This is a genomic window from Homoserinibacter sp. GY 40078 (genome assembly GCF_008017545.1).
Classification (GTDB): Bacteria; Actinomycetota; Actinomycetes; order Actinomycetales; family Microbacteriaceae; genus Homoserinibacter.
This window is the reverse complement of record NZ_VRTZ01000001.1, coordinates 180,564-200,378: the sequence shown is the minus strand read 5'-3', so window position 1 is coordinate 200,378 and position 19,815 is coordinate 180,564. Positions and strand designations below refer to the sequence as shown.

The 19,815-nt window shown below is 69.6% G+C and carries 16 protein-coding genes and 2 tRNA genes; 14 read left to right on the top strand and 4 right to left on the bottom strand.

Annotated features, from left to right (window positions below; all coding sequences use genetic code 11):
• Positions 1–45 precede the first annotated feature (45 nt).
• From FVQ89_RS00970 to FVQ89_RS00925, 10 genes are all read left to right on the top strand, one after another.
• Positions 46–1,383, top strand: a complete 1,338-nt coding sequence (locus FVQ89_RS00970; RefSeq protein ID WP_147900070.1) for an ABC transporter substrate-binding protein — start codon at positions 46–48, stop codon at positions 1,381–1,383.
• A 65-nt stretch (positions 1,384–1,448) separates the two neighbouring features.
• Complete coding sequence (locus tag FVQ89_RS00965; protein ID WP_147900069.1) at positions 1,449–2,354, top strand: carbohydrate ABC transporter permease; 906 nt, start codon at positions 1,449–1,451, stop codon at positions 2,352–2,354.
• A complete protein-coding gene (locus tag FVQ89_RS00960) occupies positions 2,351–3,232 on the top strand; it encodes a carbohydrate ABC transporter permease (protein WP_147900068.1) in 882 nt (293 codons plus the stop codon). The genes FVQ89_RS00965 and FVQ89_RS00960 overlap by 4 nt, the downstream gene beginning before the upstream one ends.
• A 32-nt stretch (positions 3,233–3,264) precedes the next feature.
• The gene (locus FVQ89_RS00955; RefSeq protein ID WP_147900067.1) at positions 3,265–4,314 is read left to right on the top strand and encodes a LacI family DNA-binding transcriptional regulator; all 1,050 of its coding nucleotides are present in this window, start codon (positions 3,265–3,267) and stop codon (positions 4,312–4,314) included.
• Between the two features lie 3 nt (positions 4,315–4,317).
• The gene (locus FVQ89_RS00950; RefSeq protein WP_147900066.1) at positions 4,318–5,169 is read left to right on the top strand and encodes a PHP domain-containing protein; all 852 of its coding nucleotides are present in this window, start codon (positions 4,318–4,320) and stop codon (positions 5,167–5,169) included.
• A 37-nt stretch (positions 5,170–5,206) separates the two neighbouring features.
• On the top strand, positions 5,207–6,937 hold the full coding sequence (locus FVQ89_RS00945; protein WP_147900065.1) for a histidine kinase: 1,731 nt from the start codon (positions 5,207–5,209) through the stop codon (positions 6,935–6,937).
• Positions 6,934–7,590: a DNA-binding response regulator gene (locus tag FVQ89_RS00940; RefSeq protein WP_147900064.1), complete on the top strand. Its 657-nt coding sequence runs from the start codon at positions 6,934–6,936 to the stop codon at positions 7,588–7,590. Before FVQ89_RS00945 ends, FVQ89_RS00940 begins: the two co-directional genes overlap by 4 nt.
• 131 nt (positions 7,591–7,721) lie before the next feature.
• Positions 7,722–9,395: a right-handed parallel beta-helix repeat-containing protein gene (locus FVQ89_RS00935; RefSeq protein ID WP_147900063.1), complete on the top strand. Its 1,674-nt coding sequence runs from the start codon at positions 7,722–7,724 to the stop codon at positions 9,393–9,395.
• 39 nt (positions 9,396–9,434) lie between these two features.
• Positions 9,435–10,232 (top strand): inositol monophosphatase family protein, encoded by a 798-nt coding sequence (locus FVQ89_RS00930; protein ID WP_147900062.1) that lies wholly within the window; start codon positions 9,435–9,437, stop codon positions 10,230–10,232.
• 166 nt (positions 10,233–10,398) lie between these two features.
• The gene (locus FVQ89_RS00925) at positions 10,399–11,346 is read left to right on the top strand and encodes a M23 family metallopeptidase (RefSeq protein WP_187264844.1); all 948 of its coding nucleotides are present in this window, start codon (positions 10,399–10,401) and stop codon (positions 11,344–11,346) included.
• Between the two features lie 28 nt (positions 11,347–11,374).
• Here the strand turns inward: FVQ89_RS00925 and FVQ89_RS00920 are convergent, their stop codons facing one another.
• Positions 11,375–13,036, bottom strand: coding sequence for a glycoside hydrolase family 13 protein (locus FVQ89_RS00920; RefSeq protein WP_147900060.1), 1,662 nt, complete (start codon positions 13,034–13,036; stop codon positions 11,375–11,377).
• Positions 13,037–13,152: 116 nt separating this feature from the next.
• Here FVQ89_RS00920 and FVQ89_RS00915 point away from each other — a divergent pair, with 116 nt between their 5' ends.
• Entirely contained in the window at positions 13,153–15,006 is a 1,854-nt protein-coding gene (locus tag FVQ89_RS00915) for a glycoside hydrolase family 13 protein (RefSeq protein WP_147900059.1), read from the top strand.
• Between the two features lie 44 nt (positions 15,007–15,050).
• Here the strand turns inward: FVQ89_RS00915 and FVQ89_RS00910 are convergent, their stop codons facing one another.
• Both FVQ89_RS00910 and FVQ89_RS00905 read right to left on the bottom strand, forming a co-directional pair.
• Complete coding sequence (locus FVQ89_RS00910; RefSeq protein WP_147900058.1) at positions 15,051–16,178, bottom strand: Gfo/Idh/MocA family protein; 1,128 nt, start codon at positions 16,176–16,178, stop codon at positions 15,051–15,053.
• Complete coding sequence (locus tag FVQ89_RS00905; RefSeq protein WP_147900057.1) at positions 16,175–16,999, bottom strand: sugar phosphate isomerase/epimerase; 825 nt, start codon at positions 16,997–16,999, stop codon at positions 16,175–16,177. Before FVQ89_RS00905 ends, FVQ89_RS00910 begins: the two co-directional genes overlap by 4 nt.
• A 116-nt stretch (positions 17,000–17,115) precedes the next feature.
• On the opposite strand from FVQ89_RS00905, the gene FVQ89_RS00900 reads away from it, so the two are divergent.
• On the top strand, positions 17,116–17,715 hold the full coding sequence (locus tag FVQ89_RS00900; RefSeq protein ID WP_147900056.1) for a TetR/AcrR family transcriptional regulator: 600 nt from the start codon (positions 17,116–17,118) through the stop codon (positions 17,713–17,715).
• 21 nt (positions 17,716–17,736) lie between these two features.
• Here FVQ89_RS00900 and FVQ89_RS00895 read toward each other — a convergent pair whose 3' ends face one another.
• The gene (locus FVQ89_RS00895) at positions 17,737–19,008 is read right to left on the bottom strand and encodes an MFS transporter (RefSeq protein ID WP_222706019.1); all 1,272 of its coding nucleotides are present in this window, start codon (positions 19,006–19,008) and stop codon (positions 17,737–17,739) included.
• A gap of 210 nt (positions 19,009–19,218) precedes the next feature.
• Between FVQ89_RS00895 and FVQ89_RS00890 the strand changes: the two genes are divergently transcribed.
• Together FVQ89_RS00890 and FVQ89_RS00885 are read left to right on the top strand one after the other, a co-directional pair.
• Positions 19,219–19,290, top strand: a tRNA-Thr gene (locus FVQ89_RS00890).
• Positions 19,291–19,334: 44 nt separating this feature from the next.
• Positions 19,335–19,408, top strand: a tRNA-Met gene (locus tag FVQ89_RS00885).
• Positions 19,409–19,815: the final 407 nt, after the last annotated feature.

Here is a 19,815-nt window from a genome sequence, read left to right as displayed (position 1 = left end):
CGGCCGACGGTCGGATCCGGAGAGATCAGAGAGGATCTGGGAACGATGACGTACCCTCACACAGCACGCAGCCGCGCGCGCCGGATCGGCGCGGTCGTCGCCGGCGCAGCGGTCTTCGCGGGAGCACTGACAGCCTGCAGCCCCGAATCATCCGACGACGGGCCCGTGACCATCACCGTCTGGACCTGGGACCAGCCCGGGCAGGGCCTCGAGGCCGCCATCCCGGCCTTCGAGGATGCCCACCCCGACATCACCGTCAAGGTCGAGAACGTCGGCAACCCGGCGATCTGGGACAAGATCACCACCGGCATGGCCGCCGGTGGCTCGGGTCTCGCCGACATCATGAACATCGGCGTCGACTACATGGGCAACTACATCGAGACCTTCCCCGACGGTTTCGCGAACCTCAGCGAGATGGGCGCGGACGACCTCGAGTCCGACTTCCCCGCCACCCTGTGGGGCAGTGCGCAGGACACCTCGGGCAACGTCTACGGCATCCCCTACGAGGTGAACACGAACGTGGTCTTCTACCGTGAGGACCTCTTCGAGGAGGCCGGCATCGACATGGACTCGATCGCCACCTGGGACCAGCTGCTCGATGCGGGCGTCACCCTCAAGGAGAAGACGGGCAGCTACCTGTTCGCCATGGACAAGGCCGCGTCGGAGTCCGACTCCGCGAACCTGTGGCAGATCCTCGCGCGCCTGCAGGGCACCTTCTTCTTCAACAAGGACGGCGACATCGCCCTGAGCGACACCGGCAGCGTCGCGGCTCTCGACTTCCTGAAGCGGGCCAACGACGCCGGCATCGTCGCCGACATCCCCGGAGGCTGGGACAACCTCATGACGCAGGTGAAGGGCGAGGCGAACGTCGCCCTGCTCGCATCCGCGTCGTGGATGGCGGGGGTCTTCCCCGACAACGCGCCCGACCTCGCGGGCAAGTGGGCCGTGCGTCGTCCGCCGGCCATGGTCGAGGGTGGCTACACCGCGGCCTCGGCAGGTGGCACGTTCCTCTCGATCGCCGAGTCGAGCGCGCACAAGGACGCCGCGTGGGAGTTCGTGAAGTTCTCGATGGCGACCCTCGAAGGTCAGGAGCTCGTCTACGAGGGTGCGGGTCTCTTCCCGAGCTACAGCCCGATGTGGAGCACCGACGCGTTCACCGCACCGAACGACTACTTCGACGGTGAGCTCGTGAACCAGCTGTTCGTCGAGGCGCTCAGCGAGGACACCCCGCCGGACTACTACACCTCCGACTACGCGAAGGCGCTCAAGGCGTACACCGACGCGCAGACCCAGGTGCTGCTGAGCGGCGCCGACCCGCAGGAGGCGCTCGACGCGGCAGCCGACCTGCTCGCGCAGCAGACCGGCCGCGACATCGCGAGCTGATCGCAACGACACGGATGCGGGCGCAGCGACGACTGCGCCCGCATCCGGGCGATGACGAGGAGATCATGAGCACCACCATCCGGCCCGCGGCCGTGCCCCGGCGACGACGCAGGATCTCGCGCTGGGCGACGCCGTTCGCGTTCCTCGCGCCCGTCCTGCTGCTGTTCCTGTCGTTCAAGGCGTACCCGGTCCTCTACGCGCTCTACCTGAGCTTCACCACCAATGAGGCGGGCCAGCAGCTCTTCGTGGGGTTCGACAACTACATCCGCCTCGCATCCGATCCGCTGTTCCGGATCGCCCTCGGCAACACCGTGCTGATCCTCGTGGTGCAGGTGCCGATCATGCTCGTCACCGCCGTGTTCCTTGCGGTCGCGTTCAACTCGCGGCTCCTGCGGGGACGCACCGTCTTCCGGGTCGCGTACTTCATCCCCATCGTCATGGGGCTCGTGGCGTACGGCATCCTCTTCTCCGCCCTGTTGAAGTACGACGACGGCCTCGTGAACTTCGCGCTCTCGAGCATCGGCCTGCCGAAGGTGCCGTGGCTCGCCGACCCGTTCTGGGCGAAGATGGCGATCGTGCTCGCGCTCAGCTGGCACTACGTCGGCAACAACGCGGTCATCTACCTTGCGCAGCTGCAGGCGATCCCGACGGAGCTCTACGAGGCGGCCGCGGTCGACGGCGCGAGCCGCTGGCAGCAGTTCCGCAACGTGACCCTCCCGGGCCTGCGTCCCGCGCTCGTGCTCACCATCGTGCTCTCGACGATCGGCACGCTCCAGCTGTTCGACGAGCCGTACGTGCTCACGAACGGCGGGCCCAACAACGCGACGCTGACGATCGGCATGTACCTGTACCAGAACGCCTTCCAGTACTTCGACTTCGGATACGCCTCGGCGATCGGCTACGCGCTGACCCTCATCGTCGCGCTCGTCTCCGTGATCCAGATGCTCATCCTGAGGAGGCGCGCATCATGACCGCGCAGCTGACGACCCCCCGCCGCGCGTCGGCCCGGCGCACCTCGCAGCACCGTCGTCGTGAGGCGACCCGCAGCGGGTTCCTCACCGTCTTCGTCGCGCTCGGCGCGCTCGTAATGATCGTCCCGTTCCTCTGGCTGATCGTGGCGACCACGTATCCGACGAGCGAGATCTTCACGGTGCCCCCGCACGTGTGGTTCGGCGACTACTTCTGGCAGAACCTGACGACCCTGTTCCAGAGCCGGGGATTCGGCGATGCGCTGCGCAACTCGCTCGTCGTCGCGACCGTCACGACGGTGATCGCGGTGTTCATCTGCTCGGCGGCCGGCTACGCGTTCGCCAAGTTCACCTTCCCCGGACGGAACGTGATCTTCGTCGTCATCATCGCCTCGCTCGCCCTGCCGTCGCAGGTCACGCTGGTGCCGCTCTTCCAGATGATGGTCGAGCTCGGCTGGCTCAACACCTACCCGTCCCTGATCCTGCCGAACCTGGCGGTGCCGTTCGGCATCTTCCTCATGCGGCAGTCGATGTCGTCGGTTCCCGACGAGCTCATCCAGGCGGCGCGCGTCGACGGCGCGGGAGAGTTCCGCACGTTCCTGCAGATCGTGCTGCCGACCGTGCGCCCGGCTCTCGCCGCGTGCTCGATCTTCCTGTTCCTCGGGCAATGGAACGACTTCGTCTATCCGCTCGTCGTGCTCCGCACCCAGGATGCATACACCGTGCCCGTCGCGCTCGCATCGCTGCAGGGGGTCAGCTCCACCGACTACGGCGCGCTCCTCACCGGCACGCTCGTCTCGATCACGCCGGTGCTCATCCTGTTCCTCTTCCTGCAGCGGCACTTCGTCGCAGGTCTGCTGGCCGGGTCGGTCAAGCAGTAGAGCGGGTAGGGTCTGCTTCGGAGAGACGCACGATGACGCAAGATCAGCCCGGCGATGAGGTGAAGCGCCGCACGCGCGCGCCTCAGGGATCGTCGAGCCTCGCGGAGATCGCGGAGATCGCGGAGGTCAGCGAGGCGACCGTGAGTCGCGTGCTCAACCGCAAGTACGGAGTCTCGGCGGCGACCCGGCAGGCGGTCGAGGACGCCCTGCGCAAGGTCGGTTACGAGCGGCCGATGAGCAACGAACTCGTCGTGCTGCTCACTCCCAACCTCACGAACCCGATCTTCGCGCGCCAGGCCGAGCGGATCGAGAATGTGCTGAGCCCGTACGGGCTGAAGACGATCATCTGCCCCGTCTACCCCGGAACGGTGCAGGAGCGCGACTACGTGACAGCGCTCATGGACTCGGGGGTCGCCGCGATCGTGTTCCTCTCCTCGAGCAACACGATCCGGAACGCCGACCACCGGGTCGTGCAGCTCATCGCCTCGCGCGGCATCCCCTACGTGAGCATCAACGGAGGGTTCCCCGACGCGGAGTCGCCGGTGGTGTCGACGGATGACTGGCGGGCGGCCGAGCTGGCGGTCGCGCACCTCTACGACCTCGGTCACCGCCGCATCGGACTGCTCGCCGGCCCCGTCGGGAACATCCCCGCCGACCGGCGTGTGGAGGGCTTCGTGGAGGCGCTCGAGGCGCGCGGTGTGGATGCCGAAGACCTCGTGGTGAGGAATCACTTCAACATCGAGGGCGGCCAGCAGGCGGCCGCGACGCTGCTCGCATCCGGCGTGACGGCGATGGTGGCCTCCAGCGACGAGATGGCTCTCGGGGCGTACCGGGCGGTCGAGCGGGCGGGCCTGACCGTTCCCGGTCACGTGTCGATCATCGGCTACGACGACTCACCGCTGCTCGACTACACGGCGCCGCCCCTAACCACCGTGCGCCAGCCGGTCGAGCGCATCGCCGAGCACGTCGGACGCCTGACCACCTCTCTCATCGCCAAGCGTGAAGTGGCCGATGCTGAGATCCTCGTCGAGCCCGAGATTCGCCTCCGCGGGTCCACCGCTCCCGTGCGCCCCTCCACCTGATCGATGAGCCGTCTTCCCGCCGACTCCCACGTGCACAGCGAGTGGTCGTGGGATGCCGGTTCGTTGCCGGACGCGGCGGGCACGATGGTGCGCACCTGCGAGCAGGCGATGCGCATCGGGCTCCCGGCGCTCGTGTTCACCGAGCATCTGGATCTCGAGGACACCTGGCGAGTGGACGACGGCGATCTGGGACCGTACGCGCAGAAGCACGTCGACCAGGACGGCTTCGTGCGGGTTCCGCCGTTCGACGTCGCGGGGTACCTCGACGCGATCGAGAGGTGCCGGAGCGCGTTCCCCGAGCTGCGAATCCTCACCGGGGTCGAGTACGGGCAACCGCACCTCTGGGATGAGCAGGCCGCGGAGCTGCTGTCGAGCGGCGTCATCGACCGCGTGAACGGCTCGCTGCACATGCTGCCCTTCGGCGACACGCGCACCGAGCCCACGACGCTCTACCGGCACCGCCAGGCGGACGAGGTGATGTGGGCGTATCTGGAGGAGATCCCGCGGATGGTCGCGGGATCCGACTCGTTCGCCGTCTTCACCCATATCGACTACGCCGTGCGATCGTGGCCCGCGGAACGGGTCGGCCCGTTCGATCCGCGCCGATTCGAGGAGGGCTTCCGCGGGGCGATGCGTGCGCTCGCGGCGTCCGGCCGTGCGCTCGAGATGAACACGCGGAGGCTGTGGCCCTGGATCCCGTCGTGGTGGGCCGAAGAGGGTGGCCGCGCGGTGACGTTCGGCAGCGACGCCCACCAACCGGAGCGGCTGGCGGCGAACTTCCCGGAGGCTGTGGCGATGGTGGAGTCGTTCGGCTTCGCCGAAGGCTCGCGTCCCGAGGACCCGTGGACGCGGTGAGCACTGACGCTGCGGCATAGGTCGGTACGCTCACAGGGTGACGTCGGCCCTCCCCTCTTGGCGCGCCATCTCAGCCGAGGCGATGGTGCCGGTCCTCATGGGTGCCGCGATCATCCTCTTCGGAATCGTCGAACTGGCGGAGGGAGCCGTGCGCACACCGGAGACGCATCCGGCTCTCGTGGCGGCCACACCGATCGCGGCGGCGGTCTCTGCGATCGCGGGCGTGGTCGCAGCTGTACGTCGACCTGCGAACCGCATGGGGTTCCTCCTGCTCGGGGGCGGATTCGCCCTCCTGCTGTCCGGCCTCGATCTCTTCAGCGCCCCCCTCCTGGTCGCGATCGGCGCACTCGGGGGCGCACTCGTTCTACCGGTGGTGATCCACGCGCTGCACGCGTTCCCCACCGGGTCCCTTCGTGGCGCGTGCAGCCCGATCACCGTCACCTGTGCGTGGATCACGGGCACGGTCCTGCAGGTACCGGTCTTCATCTTCGGCGCCTCCTCGCCGCTCGCGACGAGCCCCGATCCGGTCGCCTTCGCCGTCGCGACGACGGTGCAACAGCTTGCCTGGGTCGGTGTGATCGTCGCGACCGCCGTGCTGCTCTTCAACCGACTGCGCCTCGCCTCGGCGGTGCGCCGACGCGTCCTCGCTCCGCTCTATGTCTACGGAGTGGCGGCACTCGGCCTCGCGCTTCTCGTGGGTGTGATTCCGGATGCCGACCCGGTGTACGTGGAGGTCGTGCAGCTCATCCTCATCGCCGGGGTGCCGATCGAGTTCCTCGTCGCGCTCGCCCGTGGCGGATTCGAGAGCACGGGGCGGCTGGAAGCTCTGAGCTACCGGGTTGCGGCCTCGGACGATGCCCGACGTGACCTCGGAAGCGCGCTGCGTGCCGTGCTCGGGGACCCCAGCGCCGAGATCGTCTACTGGTCGGACGCTGCAGGCGGATATGTCGATGCATCCGGTGCGGCGCTGGTCGACGACCCGCGTCTGGCGCTCGCAGGTGCGGAGGTCGACGGCAGGCGGGTCGGGGCCGTACGGTACGACACGCGCATCGTGGGCGAGCACGAGCTGGCCATGTCGGCGGCGGGTGTGCTCGGGTTCGCCATCGAACGGGAGAGGTTGGCGGCCGATCTGCGTGCCAGTCGCGACGGCTTGCGCGCGTCACGGCGGCGCCTCGTCGGTGCGGCGGAGGACGAACGCCGTCGGATCGCCGCCGACCTGCACGACGGCCTCCAGTCCCGGCTCGTCATGATCGCGCTTGCCGCGAGCGAGGCGGAACGGACCGGGGATGCCGCCGCACTGCGGGGGCTCCGCAGCGGAGTCGACCAGGCGATCGCGGATCTTCGCGCGTTCGTGCACGCGGTGATGCCGGCCGCGCTCACCGAGCGCGGGGTGTCGAGCGCCATCCGCGAGCTCGTCGACGAGATCGCGATGCCGGTCGAGCTGGAACTCGAGCTCGGACCCGGCCGGCTCGCCCCCGAGGTCGAGTCGGCCGCCTACATGGTCGTCGCCGAGGGCATCAGCAACGTCATCAAGCATGCGGCCGCCTCGCGCATCCGGATCAGCGCGGAGGATCGTGGCGACGGCATCCGCGTCTGCGTCGATGACGACGGACTCGGTGGCGCCGCACTCGTCGTCGGCTCCGGGCTCGGACGCTTGCGCGACCGGGTCGAAGCGGTCGGGGGTCGGCTCGAGGTCGAGCCTCGAACGGGCGGGGGCACACGTCTCGTCGCCGACCTGCCGCGCGACGCGGGCGACGAACTCGGATGACGCGCGTCGTCATCGCCGAAGACGAGACCCTGCTGCTCGAGGGGTTGCAGCTCATCGTCGCGCGCGCGGGGTTCGAGGTGGTGGCCGCGGTCGCCGACGCCGACGCCCTCATCGACGCCACCCGAGCGAATGAGGTCGACCTCGTCATCACCGACATCCGCATGCCGCCGACGAAGACCGACGACGGCCTCCGCGCCCTCCGCCGGGTCCTCGCCGATCGTCCGGGAACCGCTGCCGTGGTGCTGTCTCAGCATGTCGCGCGGGAGTACGCGCTTGAACTGATGGGCCTTGCGGATGCCGGGGTGGGCTACCTCCTCAAGCACCGGATCGCCGACGTCGACGAGTTCATCGCGGCGCTGGAGCGCGTGGTCGCGGGGGAGACGGTCATGGACCACGACCTGGTCCAGTCCGTGATGAGCTCGGGTCGAGCCGTGCGTCGCCTGGAGGTGCTCACCGAGCGGCAGCACGAGGTGCTCGCGCTCATGGCCGAAGGGCGCAGCAACGTCGCGATCGCCGAGCTGCTGCACATCACCGAGAAGGCCGTCGTGCGTCACGTCTCGAACCTCTACGACGCGCTGGATCTCGCGGTCGCCGCCGACAGCCACCGGCGCGTTCAGGCCGTGATCGAGTTCCTCGGCGCTCCCGCCGGGTAGTCCCACCGCGCGCACATCGGACGGTCCGAGAGGGGACCCAGGTCCATTGCCCGCCGCCCGTCGAACGGATTGCCTGGGATGGGCGCGTCTTGTCTCGGCGCGCCGCGATTCGATTCTGAGGAGACCTCCCGGTGGCCCCTTCCCGTTCCCGACACTTCGCGCTGTCCGCGCTCTCTGCACTGGCCCTCGCGGCGCCTCTCGCGCTGATCGCAGGTGCGCCCGCATCGGCTGCAGGCCCGACGCTCGTCGTCAACGCCTCGACCACCTCGGCCGTCCCGCAGCCCGGTGAGCTCGGGTGGGCCATCGAGCAGGCGAACGCAGTGACCGGGGCTGCCACGATTGACATTCAGGTGGACGACATCCTCCTCGGTGCCGACCTTCCCACGATCACCGACGGCGTCGAGATCCGCGGCAACGGGGTCACGATCGACGGAGACGGATGGTTCCGCACCGGGTTCTTCTTCCAAGACGCGGGCGGTGCGCTGCGCGACGCCACCCTCACCGGGATCAGCGGGTCGCCGCTCGCGGTGTCACTCGCCGCCGGACAGTCCTTCGCGCTCGAGAACGTCGATGCCGCCACCCCCAGCGCTCCCGCGGTGTCGCTCTACGTCGTACCCGGGTCGGAGGTGCTGGTCGACGGCGGACGGTTCCACGACTCGAGCGTGGGCATTTCGGTCAGTGGTGACGGAGGGTCTGTCGAGATCGAGGACGCATCGATCTCTGACTCGACCTCAGCCGGGCTCTCCATCGACAACACCTTCGGTGCGCTCTCGGTCGTCGTGAGAGACACCACGATCGAGGGTTCGGGTGCCCACGCAGTGTCTGGCTCGCTGTACGACACGTCATCGCTTGAGCTCGTGGATTCGCGGGTATCGGATGCCGACGGATGGGGACTGCGCCTCGATGCCTTCTCCGGCAGCACCGTCTCGGTGATTCGGACAACGCTCGCGGATAACTCGTACGGGGGCATCAGCGGCTTCGGCAACGCCTTCGAGCTCGTCGACTCGGCGATCTCCGGGGGCACCATCGCGGGGATCGAGATGGATTCCGTCGCGCTCACCCTCACGCGGAGTACCGTGTCGGGGATCGAAGGCCCCGGCGTGCAGACGCAGGTCGCGGAGCGACTCGAGGTCGTGAACTCGACCCTCTCGGGCAACAGCGGCAGCGGCATCAATGCGTTCGTCGGCACCACCGCCCGGGTGTCGGTGGAGCACTCGACGGTCACGGCGAACGATGGGGTGGGGATCCTCGTCGACGGAGACGCTGGTGGCGACGACGAGCTGCGGATCTCGCACAGCATCGTGGCGGGCAACGCACTCGGCGGCGGCGGCGCAGCCGATATCTACGTGTCGGACACCGACACAGCGGTCGCCTGGAGTGTGATCGGCAGCTCCCGCATCATCGGTGCCGCGATCGACGGCGATCCGGCGTCGTGGGGAGTTGCCGACCCGGGTCTCGAGCCGCTCGCCGACAACGGCGGGCCGACGCTCACGCACGCTCTGGCAGACGGGTCTCCCGCGATCGACGCCGGCGACCCCGCGATCGTGTCCGCTCCGAGCACCGACCAGCGCGGTGGGCTCTACCTCCGGGTCTACGACGGCGTGATCGATATCGGAGCGGTCGAGATGCAACCGACTCCCGTCACGCCTGCGGAACCGGCGGACCCCTCCGACGGCGGCGACGCTGCGCCCGCCGAGCTGGCGGACACCGGCGCCGACCCCGTGCTCGTCGCGGGCGTCATCACGGCGCTGCTCCTCGTGGGTGCGGTGCTGGTGAGCGTTCGCCGCCGCCCGCGCCGATCGTAGAGCCGCCGCCGCTCATCCGGCCGTGGGAGGCTGGAGGGTATGAGCCGCGAACTCCTCACCCTCGCCCGTGCGATCGCCGTCGAGGCGGGGGAGCTCGCGGCGGCGCGACGCCGCGAGGGGGTCGAGGTCGCGGCGACGAAGTCGAGCATCGTCGACGTGGTCACGGCCGCCGACCGCGAGGTGGAGGAACTGGTGCGTGCGCGCATCGCGGGAGCACGCCCGAACGACGCGATCCTCGGCGAAGAGGGCGGCTCCACCGGCGGATCGAGCGGCATCACCTGGGTGGTCGATCCGATCGACGGCACCGTCAACTACCTCTACGGCATCCCGCACTACGCCGTGAGCGTCGCCGTCGTGGAGGGAGATCCCGATCCGCTCAGCTGGACCGCGCTCGCGGGCGCGGTCTTCAACCCGGCGACCGGCGAGCTCTTCACCGCCTCCCGGGGCGGCGGCGCGTTCCTGGTCGATCGGCCGCTGCGGGTCGCGGATCCGGTGCCGCTGGAGCAGGCGCTCGTCGCCACCGGCTTCGCCTACGACTCGGCCATGCGGGCCCGCCAGGGTGCCGTGGTCGCGGGTCTCGTCCCGCGGGTGCGCGACATCCGCCGTGCGGGCACAGCCTCGCTCGACATCGCCTCCGTCGCCGCGGGGCGCCTGAACGCCTACTACGAGCGCACGCTCAACCCGTGGGATCACGGCGCGGGCGCCCTGATCGCCGAGGAGGCGGGAGCCGTGGTGAAGGGCCTCGGTGTCGACCGCCCGAGCCGCGAGTTCTTCCTCGCGGGGCACCCGGATGTGGTCGGCCCGCTCGAGGAGCTTCTGGTCGAGCTGGGGGCGTGACCCATCGTGGGGTGTGGTCGCCCCCCTCACGGTTCGATACGATTGGATGGAATCCGCGTCCATCCGGCGTGCTGCCGGAACCGATCCGCCCGTCGTGGGGTCGTCAGGAGGAGCCAGTGAGCGATCTCTCACACGCTGCCTCCCTGCCCACCCGGCATCCGGACTCGTGAGCGCGAGCGACCTCGATTCGCTTCCCCCGGCGACCACTCGACGCGAGCTCCGTGAACGTGAGCGCGCCGCCGCGGCGCAGGCGCAGGCACAGGCACAGGCACACCCGGCTCCGCCGAGCGCGCCGCCGCTCGTGCCCCCGTTGCCGGCCGAGCTCCCACCGACTCCCGCCGCGCTCGCTCCTCCGGTGAGCGAACCCCGGCCCCGAAGCCGCGCCGCGCAGCACCGGCGGCGACCCCTCGGGGCGCGCCTGCTCTCGGCGGGGGCGCTGTTCGTCGTCGGCGCCTTCCTCGTGGGTGTGTCGCTCCCCGCGAACGTGCTCGCGGATTCCGTCGTAGCGGCGGCCGCCGATGCGCCGCTCGCAGCGAAGACGACGGTGCCGGGCCAGGAGGTCGAGGTGGCGGAGGACGTCCTCACCGACGCGTCCGAGGTCACGCGCGACAGCTTCGACGTGAAGTCGTGGGCTCAGCAGCTGCAGGAGGAGTACGGCAGCCAGGGCAACTACCTCTACAGCGTCACGAACGGAGGATCGGTTCGTTGGCCGTTCCCCTACTTCGTGCCGATCTCGTCAGGATTCGGCTATCGTCCCGCGCCGTGCAGCGGATGCTCCACGGAGCACAACGCGATCGACCTGACGCCAGGAGCGGGGGCGCCGATCTTCGCCATCGCCTCCGGTGTCGTGATCCGCCGTGAGCCGCACGGTGGCAGCTGGGGCAACAACCTCACCATCGAGCACCAGATCGACGGCCACGTCGTGACGTCGAGCTACGCGCACATGCAGTGGGACTCGTCGCCGATCGAGCTGGGCCAGAAGGTCGAGGTCGGTGACTTCCTTGGGCTCGTCGGGGCGACCGGCCAGGCCACCGGCGCGCACCTTCACCTCGAGATCAAGGTCGACGGCGAGTACGTTGACCCCTACATCTGGCTCAAGGCGCACGCCGGCTGAGTCGCCCGTGCGGCGCTCAGGCCCGGGTTCAGGCGTCCAGCAGCCAGACCGTCGTGTCGGCAGGCAGCTCGCCCTCCGACACGGGTCCACTCGCGACGATGACGCGCCCAACAGGCATCGGCACCGGGGCGGACCCGGTGTTGGCCACCACGGTCACCTCGCCGTTGCGGAAAGCGAGCACCGCCTCGTCGGATGACGGCAGCCAGCTGAGTTCGCCGTCGCCGAGGGCGTGCTCGCGGCGGGCGGTGAGGGCGCTGCGGTAGAGCTCGAGGGTCGAGCCCGGAACACCGGCCTGTGCGTCGCGGGCGTAGTCGGCCCAGCCGTCGGGCTGCGGTAGCCAGCTGCTTCCCGTGGGGCTGAAGCCCGTCGCCGGTGCGCTCGCCTCCCACGGGATCGGCACGCGGCACCCGTCGCGTCCGTACATCTTCCCCGCCGTCCGGAAGAAGCTCGGGTCCTGCCGAGCAGAGTCGGGCAGATCGATGACCTCCGGCAGGCCGAGCTCCTCGCCCTGGTACAGGTACGAGGATCCGGGCAGGGCGAGCATGAACGAGGTCGCGGCGCGCGCCCGTCGCAGACCGAGCACTGCGTCCGGGTGCAGCGTCGACGCGGGCCCGAGGCCCTGCCCCTGGGGCGGCGGCGGGGTGAGGGCGAGGCGGGTCGCGTGCCGGATCACATCGTGGTTCGACAGCACCCAGGTGCTCGGCGCACCGACCGATCCGAACGCGGCGAGCGACTCGTCGACCACGCTGCGCAGCCGGTCGGCCGCCCACGGGGTCTCGAGGTAGCTGAAGTTGAAAGTCTGGTGCATCTCGTCGGGGCGCACCCACTTCGCGAGCTTCGTGAGCGGCTCCACCCACGCCTCACCGGCGAGGATGCGGTCGGGTCCGTACGCGGCGAGCACCTCGTGCCAGTCGCGGTAGATCGGATGCACGCCCTCTTGGGCCCAGTACGGCACGTCGGCTTCGTCGCCGCCCATGCTGCCGCTGTCCTCCGGCGGCGTGTAGTCGGGCAGGCCGGCCGCCTTCGCGAGCCCGTGGGCCACGTCGACGCGGAATCCGTCCACTCCGCGGTCGAGCCAGAACCGCAGGACCCCGCGGAAGAGTTCCTGCACCTCGTTGTTGGTCCAGTCGAAGTCGGGCTGGGAGCTGTCGAAGATATGGAGGTACCACTGGCCGGGCGTACCGTCGGCCTCGGTGACGCGGGTCCAGGCGCGTCCGCCGAAGACCGACTCCCAGTTGTTCGGCGGCAGCTCGCCGTTCTCGCCCAGGCCGTCGCGGAAGATGTAGCGGGCGCGCTGGGTGGAGCCGGGAGGGGCCGCGAGGGCTGCCCGGAACCAGGCGTGCGCGATCGAGGAGTGGTTGGGTACGAGGTCGACGATGACCCGCATCCCGAGATCGTGCGCATTCGCGAGCATCGCGTCGAAGTCCGCGAGTGTGCCGAACAGCGGGTCGACGTCGCAGTAGTCGGCCACGTCGTACCCGGCGTCCGCCTGCGGCGAGGTGAAGAAGGGCGAGAGCCACACGGCGTCGACGCCGAGTTCGGCGAGAGCGGGGAGGCGTCGCGTGATCCCAGGCAGGTCGCCGACCCCGTCGCCGCTCGCGTCAGCGAAGGAGCGCGGGTAGATCTGGTAGATGACGGCAGAGCGCCACCAGTCGTCGCGTGCCATCGCGCCTCGGGTCGTGGTGTTCATGGTGCTCCATCCTGCGATCGGGGGCGGTCCCCCCTTCGTAAGCGTTTGCATGGTCGGATGTCAATTCGCGTCCGCCGTGTCATCGGGCGGAAACGGGCGAGCGCTAGGGTGCCCGCATGACGCGCGCTCCGGGTCCCTCGTCTCCGGCAGGCCTGCCGCACCACGACGGCTCGCCCCTCTACGTCTCCACCGAGGAGCCCGTCCTGGGCGAACCGGTGCGGGTGCGCCTGCGGGTGCCGCGCGGCTTCGCGGAGCTGCGGGTGGTGCGGGTGCGCTCCAACCCGGACCGCGAGCCGCGCTACTCCGACGCCCGGGTCGTGCACTCGACCGACGCGGACGTGTGGTGGGAGGCGGAGGTCGTGGTCGAGAACCCGGTGCACGGGTACCGCTGGCTCATGGAGGATGTCGACGCGAACACGTGGTGGCTCACCTCCAAGGGGCTGTCGACGATCGAGACGCGTGACATCGACGACTTCCGGCTGGTGACTTTCCCGCCTCCGCCGGCCTGGGCGCGCGAGATGGTGATGTACCAGGTGTTCCCCGATCGCTTCGCGCGGTCGGCGGCGGCTGACGACCGTGAGCCGCCGGAGTGGGCGGAGCCGGCCGTGTGGGGCGACCCGGTAATCCACCAGGGCCCGGGAACGGGAACCCAGTTCTACGGCGGCGACCTCGATGGGGTGCGCGAGCATCTCGATCACCTCGTCGATCTGGGCGTCAACCTGCTGTACCTCACGCCCGTCTTCCCGGCGCGGTCGAACCACCGCTATGACGCGCTGTCGTTCGACCACGTCGATCCGCTCCTGGGCGGTGACGAGGCTCTCGTGCGCCTCGTCGAGGCGGCGCATGAGCGCGGTATCCGGGTGATCGGCGACCTCACCACGAACCATTCGGGCGACGCCCACGAGTGGTTTCGTGCCGCGTTCGGCAACCCGGAGGCCGAGGAGAGCGGCTTCTACCTCTGGCTGGACGAGGGGCAGTCGGAGTACGTGTCGTGGCTCGGCTTCTCGAGCCTGCCGAAGTTCAACTGGAACTCCTCCGAGCTTCGGGCGCGCTTCATCGAGGGTGAGCGCTCGGTCGTGGCCCGGTATCTGCAGCCGCCGTTCTCGTTCGACGGGTGGCGCATCGACGTGGCCAACATGACGGGGCGCTTCCGGGACGAGGATCTGAACGAGGCGGTGCGCACCACGATCCGCCGCACGATGATCGAGGTCAATGCCGACACTCTGCTCGTCGGCGAGTCGACGAACGATGCCTCGGGAGGCGACTTCACGGGCGATGCCTGGCACGGCGCGATGACCTACGCCAACTTCACCCGCCCGCTGTGGAACTGGCTCTCGGTACCCGGCTCGCCGGCCGGTGGCGGGCTCGGCATGACGCTCGCCCGCACGACCGACTATTCCGGGTTGGACTTCTACGCGGCGCATCGTGAGTTCGCGGCGGCCTTCCCGTGGCGCACCCGGCTGCACACGATGAACGCGCTCGACACCCACGACACTCCGCGGTTCCTCACCTCGGCACGACCGGGCGTGCTGCCGGTCGCGGCGGGTCTCGCGCTCACCTTGCCCGGGATCCCCGTGATCTGGGCGGGGGATGAGTTCGGTCTCACGGCGGCGGACGGCGAGGAGGCGCGCACGCCGATCCCGTGGGATCGGGTGGACGACTCAGCGGAGACGATCGACCTGTTCCGGCGGCTCGTCGCGCTGCGTCGCGCGCATCCCGCGCTCACGGCGGGAGGGATCCGGTGGCTGCACGCGTCGGAGGAGGCGGTGGCCTTCGTGCGCGAGTCGCGGGAGGAGTGCGTGCTCGTGGTGGCTGCTCGCGATGCGTGCGAGGTGGACCTCGCGGGCGAGCTTCCGGATGACGCGGAACTCATCGAAGGATTCGCGTCGGCGGATGCGGGCGTCGTCCGCGTGTCGGGGCCTGCGTTCCTCGCCTGGCGTCTGCCCGGGGTGGTGCTGCCCTCGTTCTGAGGCAGCTCCACCCCGGTGCGTCGGCCGGCGCTATCTGCGCGTCGTCAGAGCGTCGCCGCGAACGGGTCGAAGCCTCCGGGAAGGAGCGGCACCGGCGCGACGGTGCTCCCGACGGAGACGAACTCGCCCCGCGCCGCCGACTCTTCCGCTGACAGCATGACGTCGAGCACGTGGTACCCGAGCTCGCCGCTCGCGACGTGCGGGCGCCCCTCGGCGATGGACCGCACCATGTCGAGAGCCCCCAGCCCGCGGCCGGTCTCGATGCCGTCCTCCGGCAGCTCGATCCATTCCTGGTCGAGCGGTCCGCCGTCGCCCGCCGCGGTGAGGGGCCTCGCCAGGGCGATGCGGCCGGTGAAGCGGTTCGGATCCGGGATGACGAGGGTGCCCTCGGTGCCGTGGATCTCGACCACGCCCATCCGCGCGAGCGGGGAGTCGAAGCTCAGCATGCTCTGCGCCTGCTGCCCGCCCTCGAAGGCGAGCAGCAGCGACATGGTCGACGGCACCTCGACCGGGAACGTCGTTCCTGCGATCGGCCCCACCTTGACCGTCCGCTCTTCCTGTCCGCGCAGGCCCAGCGCCGCCACGCGGTCCACCGGCCCGAAGAGGCCGACGAGCGCGCTCAGATAGTACGGGCCCATGTCGAGGAGCGGCCCGGCCCCCTTCGCGAACAGGAATGCCGGGTTCGGGTGGAAGAGCTCCGGTCCCTGCCACTGCATCGCGGTCTGTGCGAAGAGCGGGGTGCCGATGTCGCCGCGCGCGATGATGCGCCTGGCGGTCTGGAATCCGGGTCCGAGCAGCGTGTCGGGGGCGACGCCGACGCGCAGGCCCGCCGCCTCGGCATCGCGCAGGAGCGCCGCCGTGCTGTCCCGGTCGAGCCCCAGGGGCTTCTCGGTCCACACGTGCTTCCCCGCCGCGATGGCGCGCGACGAGATCTCGGCGTGGGCGGCGGGGATGGTCAGGTTCACCACGAGCTGCACCGCGGGGTCGGCGAGCACGTCGTCGGCGCTGCCGGAGCGCGGCACGCCATGCTTCTCGGCCTGCGCCTTCGCGCGCTCCGTGTCGAGGTCGCCGACGATCACCACGTCGATGTCGGGGAACGACCCCAGGTTCTCGAGATAGGTGTCGCTGATGACACCTGCGCCGACGATGCCGACGCCCGCCGGCCCGGTCACGCGACGAACCCCCCGTCGCGGAGGAACGCGAGGCTCGCGGCGATGTCGTCGAAGACGTCGCCGGGGGCGTGGTCGTACTCGATCACGGCGTACTGCACGGCGGATGCGGCGGTCAGCGCTGCGGCGAGCGGCACGTCGCCGGTGCCTGCGTGCCGCTGGTCGAGGCTCTCCGAGCCGAACGGCTCTGCACCGGGGGCCCAGGGGTTGCTCGCGGGCACGACGCCGTCCTTCACGTGGGCGGCGATCATGCGCGAGCCGAGTCGCTCTACGAGTGCGGGAACGTCCTGATCGCCCGCAAGGGCCCAGAACAGATCGAGTTCGATCTGGACGCGGTCGTCGAGGTCGGCCACGAAGGTCTCGAAGGCCGTGCGGCCGTCGAACTCGGCCACGAACTCCTGGGCGTGGTTGTGGTAACCGACCGCGATGCCGTAGCCCGCGGCGAGCTCCGCGATGCGGTTGAGGCGCTCCGCGGATGCGGCGACGTCGTCGGCGGTGAGCCAGCGCTCGGGGGCGAGGTAGGGGTCGAAAACCGTCGTCATGCCGATGGCGGCCGCCGCGTCGAGCACGACCTCGGGCGCGGGGGTGGGGATCGCGCCGTCGGGTGTCCACAACTCGTCGGAGAGAAGCGGAGCGTGACCGGTGGGGGCGGCGAGTCCGCTCGCATCGAGCGCGGCGCGGATCTCGGCGGGGCGCCGTACGAAGTCGAACGCTTCGACATGACGCAGCCCCAACGCGGCGAGCCGATCGAGTGAGCCGTGCATGTCGGCGGTGAATTCTGCCGCCAATGTGTAGAGCTGGATAGAGGCGAGAGGGCGGGTCACGCGTGCCTGCTTTCGTACATCGTCTTTGATTCGGAACGCATCGAGCGGATGCGTCGCAGCGACCATACCAGACTTACCTCCGGTTGGATGTTTTTGGTGACGGGTACTGTGAGGGCATGACGAGCGGTGACCCGGCCGTGATCGGTCGGCGTGGTTCCTATGCCAAGGGGGTCGCGCGGCGGCAGGAGATCCTCGATCGCGCGATCGAGGTGTTCCGGGAGCGAGGTGCCGACGGCACGTCGCTGCGCCGGATCGCGGAGGCGATCGGCGTATCCCACGCGGCGCTTCTGCACTACTTCGAGTCGCGCGAGCAGCTGTTGGTCGCGGTGTACGACCACGCGGAGCGCGTGCGCGATCGTGAACCGGCGCCGGAGAATACCGGCGCCGTCGAACTCATGGTCGCCGCTGCGACGCGCAATGTGACGGTGCCGGGATTCGTGGAGCTGTACTCGATGCTCGTCGCCGCCGCGCTCGAGGCGGACAGCGAGCATGGGCGCGCGTATTTCACGGCCCGATTCGAGCGGGTCCGCGGCGAGTTCGCGGAGCGCCTGCGCGCACAGCAGGCGGAGGGAACGGTCCGGGCCGATGTCGACCCAGACCAGATCGCCGCGATCATCGTGGCCGCATCCGACGGTCTGCAGATCCAGTGGCTTCTCGATCCGTCCGTCGAACTCGAGCGCACGCTGGCGTCCCTCGCCGTCCTGCTCCGTCCGTGACGCGAGCGTCGGCGCGGCTCGTCATCTCACCCCCTTGATCGGGATGATCACGATGGCGCCGAGCAGCGCGACTCCTCCTGCGGCGAGGAGCATCGCGAGGTAGTTCGTGTTGTCGTCGACTCCGAGGCCCAGGAACACGAGTGCGAGAGGTGCGGCGATCGACTGCGGCAAGGCGTTGGCGATGTTGAGCACGCCGAGGTCCTTCCCGGGGCGCTCGGGATCGGGGAGCACGTCGACGATCAGCGCCTGGTCGACGGCGATGTACATGCCCCACGCGAACCCGAGCACGACCTCGGCCGCGTAGAAGTGCCCCACGTCGTTCGCGAAGCCGAGCATGACGAGCCCGACGCCGAAGAGGGCGGTCGACCCTCCGACGAATACCTTGCGCCGTCGGACGCGATCGGAGAGCCATCCGGATACCGACGAGCTCGCGAGCAACGCGAGCGTATAGAGGAGCACACCGAAGGCGACCGCCTCCGTGGCCGCGGCGAGCTCAAGCCCCAGGTGCTGCTGCATATAGAGCAGCCGGAAGGTCGTGAACATGTAGCTGCCCAGGATGATGAGGAAACGCGACCACCACGCGAGCCCGTAGTCGCGGTGCACGAGGGGATTGGTCCAGAACGAGCGGAGCAGCAGACCGATCCGCATGGGCTCGGGCGCGTGGCCGGGTGCCTCGTCGCGAAGCACGATCGCGTAGACCGCCACGAGCGCGATCGCGAGCACGCCCGGCGCGATGAACAGGACGGGCAGATCGTCGACGAGGAGCACGGCGAGGTAGGTGCCGGCGAGAATCGCCACGTTCTGGGCGACGGCGATCACGCTCGCCCCACGACCGCGTTGAAGGGCGGGCACCTCGTCGGCGAAGCTCGCGACGAGGGCTGCGAGTGTGGCGTTCGCGGCGACCTGGCACAGCAGCCAGGCGAACGTCAGGGCCAGTTGATCCTGCGCGAGCGCGACCCACACGAGTCCGAGGGTGAAGACCGCGACGCCGCCGAGGAGCCATGGTCGGCGGCGCCCCCATCGCGTCCGCGTGCGGTCGGACAGCGCGCCGGCGAGCGGATTGGCGACGAGCGCACCGAGCGCTCCGAGGGGCAGCACGGCCCCGATCACCGCCGCCGGATCGTCGGGCGAGAGCTCCTGTGCCTTGAGTTGCAGGCTCACCATGACGGGCGAGAGCAGGGCGGCGAATAGCCCGAACTGCGCGAGGAACAGTCCGACGAAGTAGCGGATGGGTGCGGTGGGTGGTTCCGCGGTTGCGACGGGATCGCGGGTGGGGTCTGCAGACATCGACATGCACGCCTCCTTGCGTGAAAAGTGACCACTGGTGGGTTTCATGCATCGTAATGAGGCGAGCGCGTGACGGCAAGCCGAATGGGTACAAATGTGCGCCGATCGTCGCGGCGATGCCATGTGCAGGAGGAGAGGTCGCGAGACGGGCCCCACGTGCGGAGCGCGTGCCTCGGGATGGTAGGCTCGTTCGGTGCTGCGGCGCGTCCGCAGCCTGCCCCGATAGCTCAGTGGTAGAGCACTTCCATGGTAAGGAAGGGGTCGTCAGTTCAATCCTGACTCGGGGCTCTGTTCGCCGGAGCGGGGCTCCACCCCCGTCTCGGCGGACTCCCGGCGGGGTAGCTCAGGTGGTTAGAGCACACGGCTCATAATCGTGGTGTCGCGGGTTCGAGTCCCGCCCTCGCTACAACTCCGACGACGTCCGCTCCTGCGGGGCACCTGTCGTCCTGACGCATGACGCCCGACGTTCCATCGCGGCTCGCTTACGTGTTCGCCGAAAACACGGCAATTGGGCCTTCCGCGCACGCAATTCGAGCGGATCCGGGCTTGCGTGTGCGCTCCGAGCGCTGAACTGAACACGCATCCGCTCGTCGGCGCCACCACCACCTACGTGCGTCGTCGACGGATGCGGCACCCGGCGGCCGGTGTATCGGGAACCGCCGAGTCCGCGGGGTGCCGGTCGCAAGACCGATGCGGGTCCGGAGCAGCAGTGGGTGCTCCGGACCCGTTCCCGCACCCGCTGCGTGTCGTCGATTCGCGCCTCAGTGTCGTGCCCTCTGCACGCAATCGCGACCGCGTTGCACGGCAATCCAC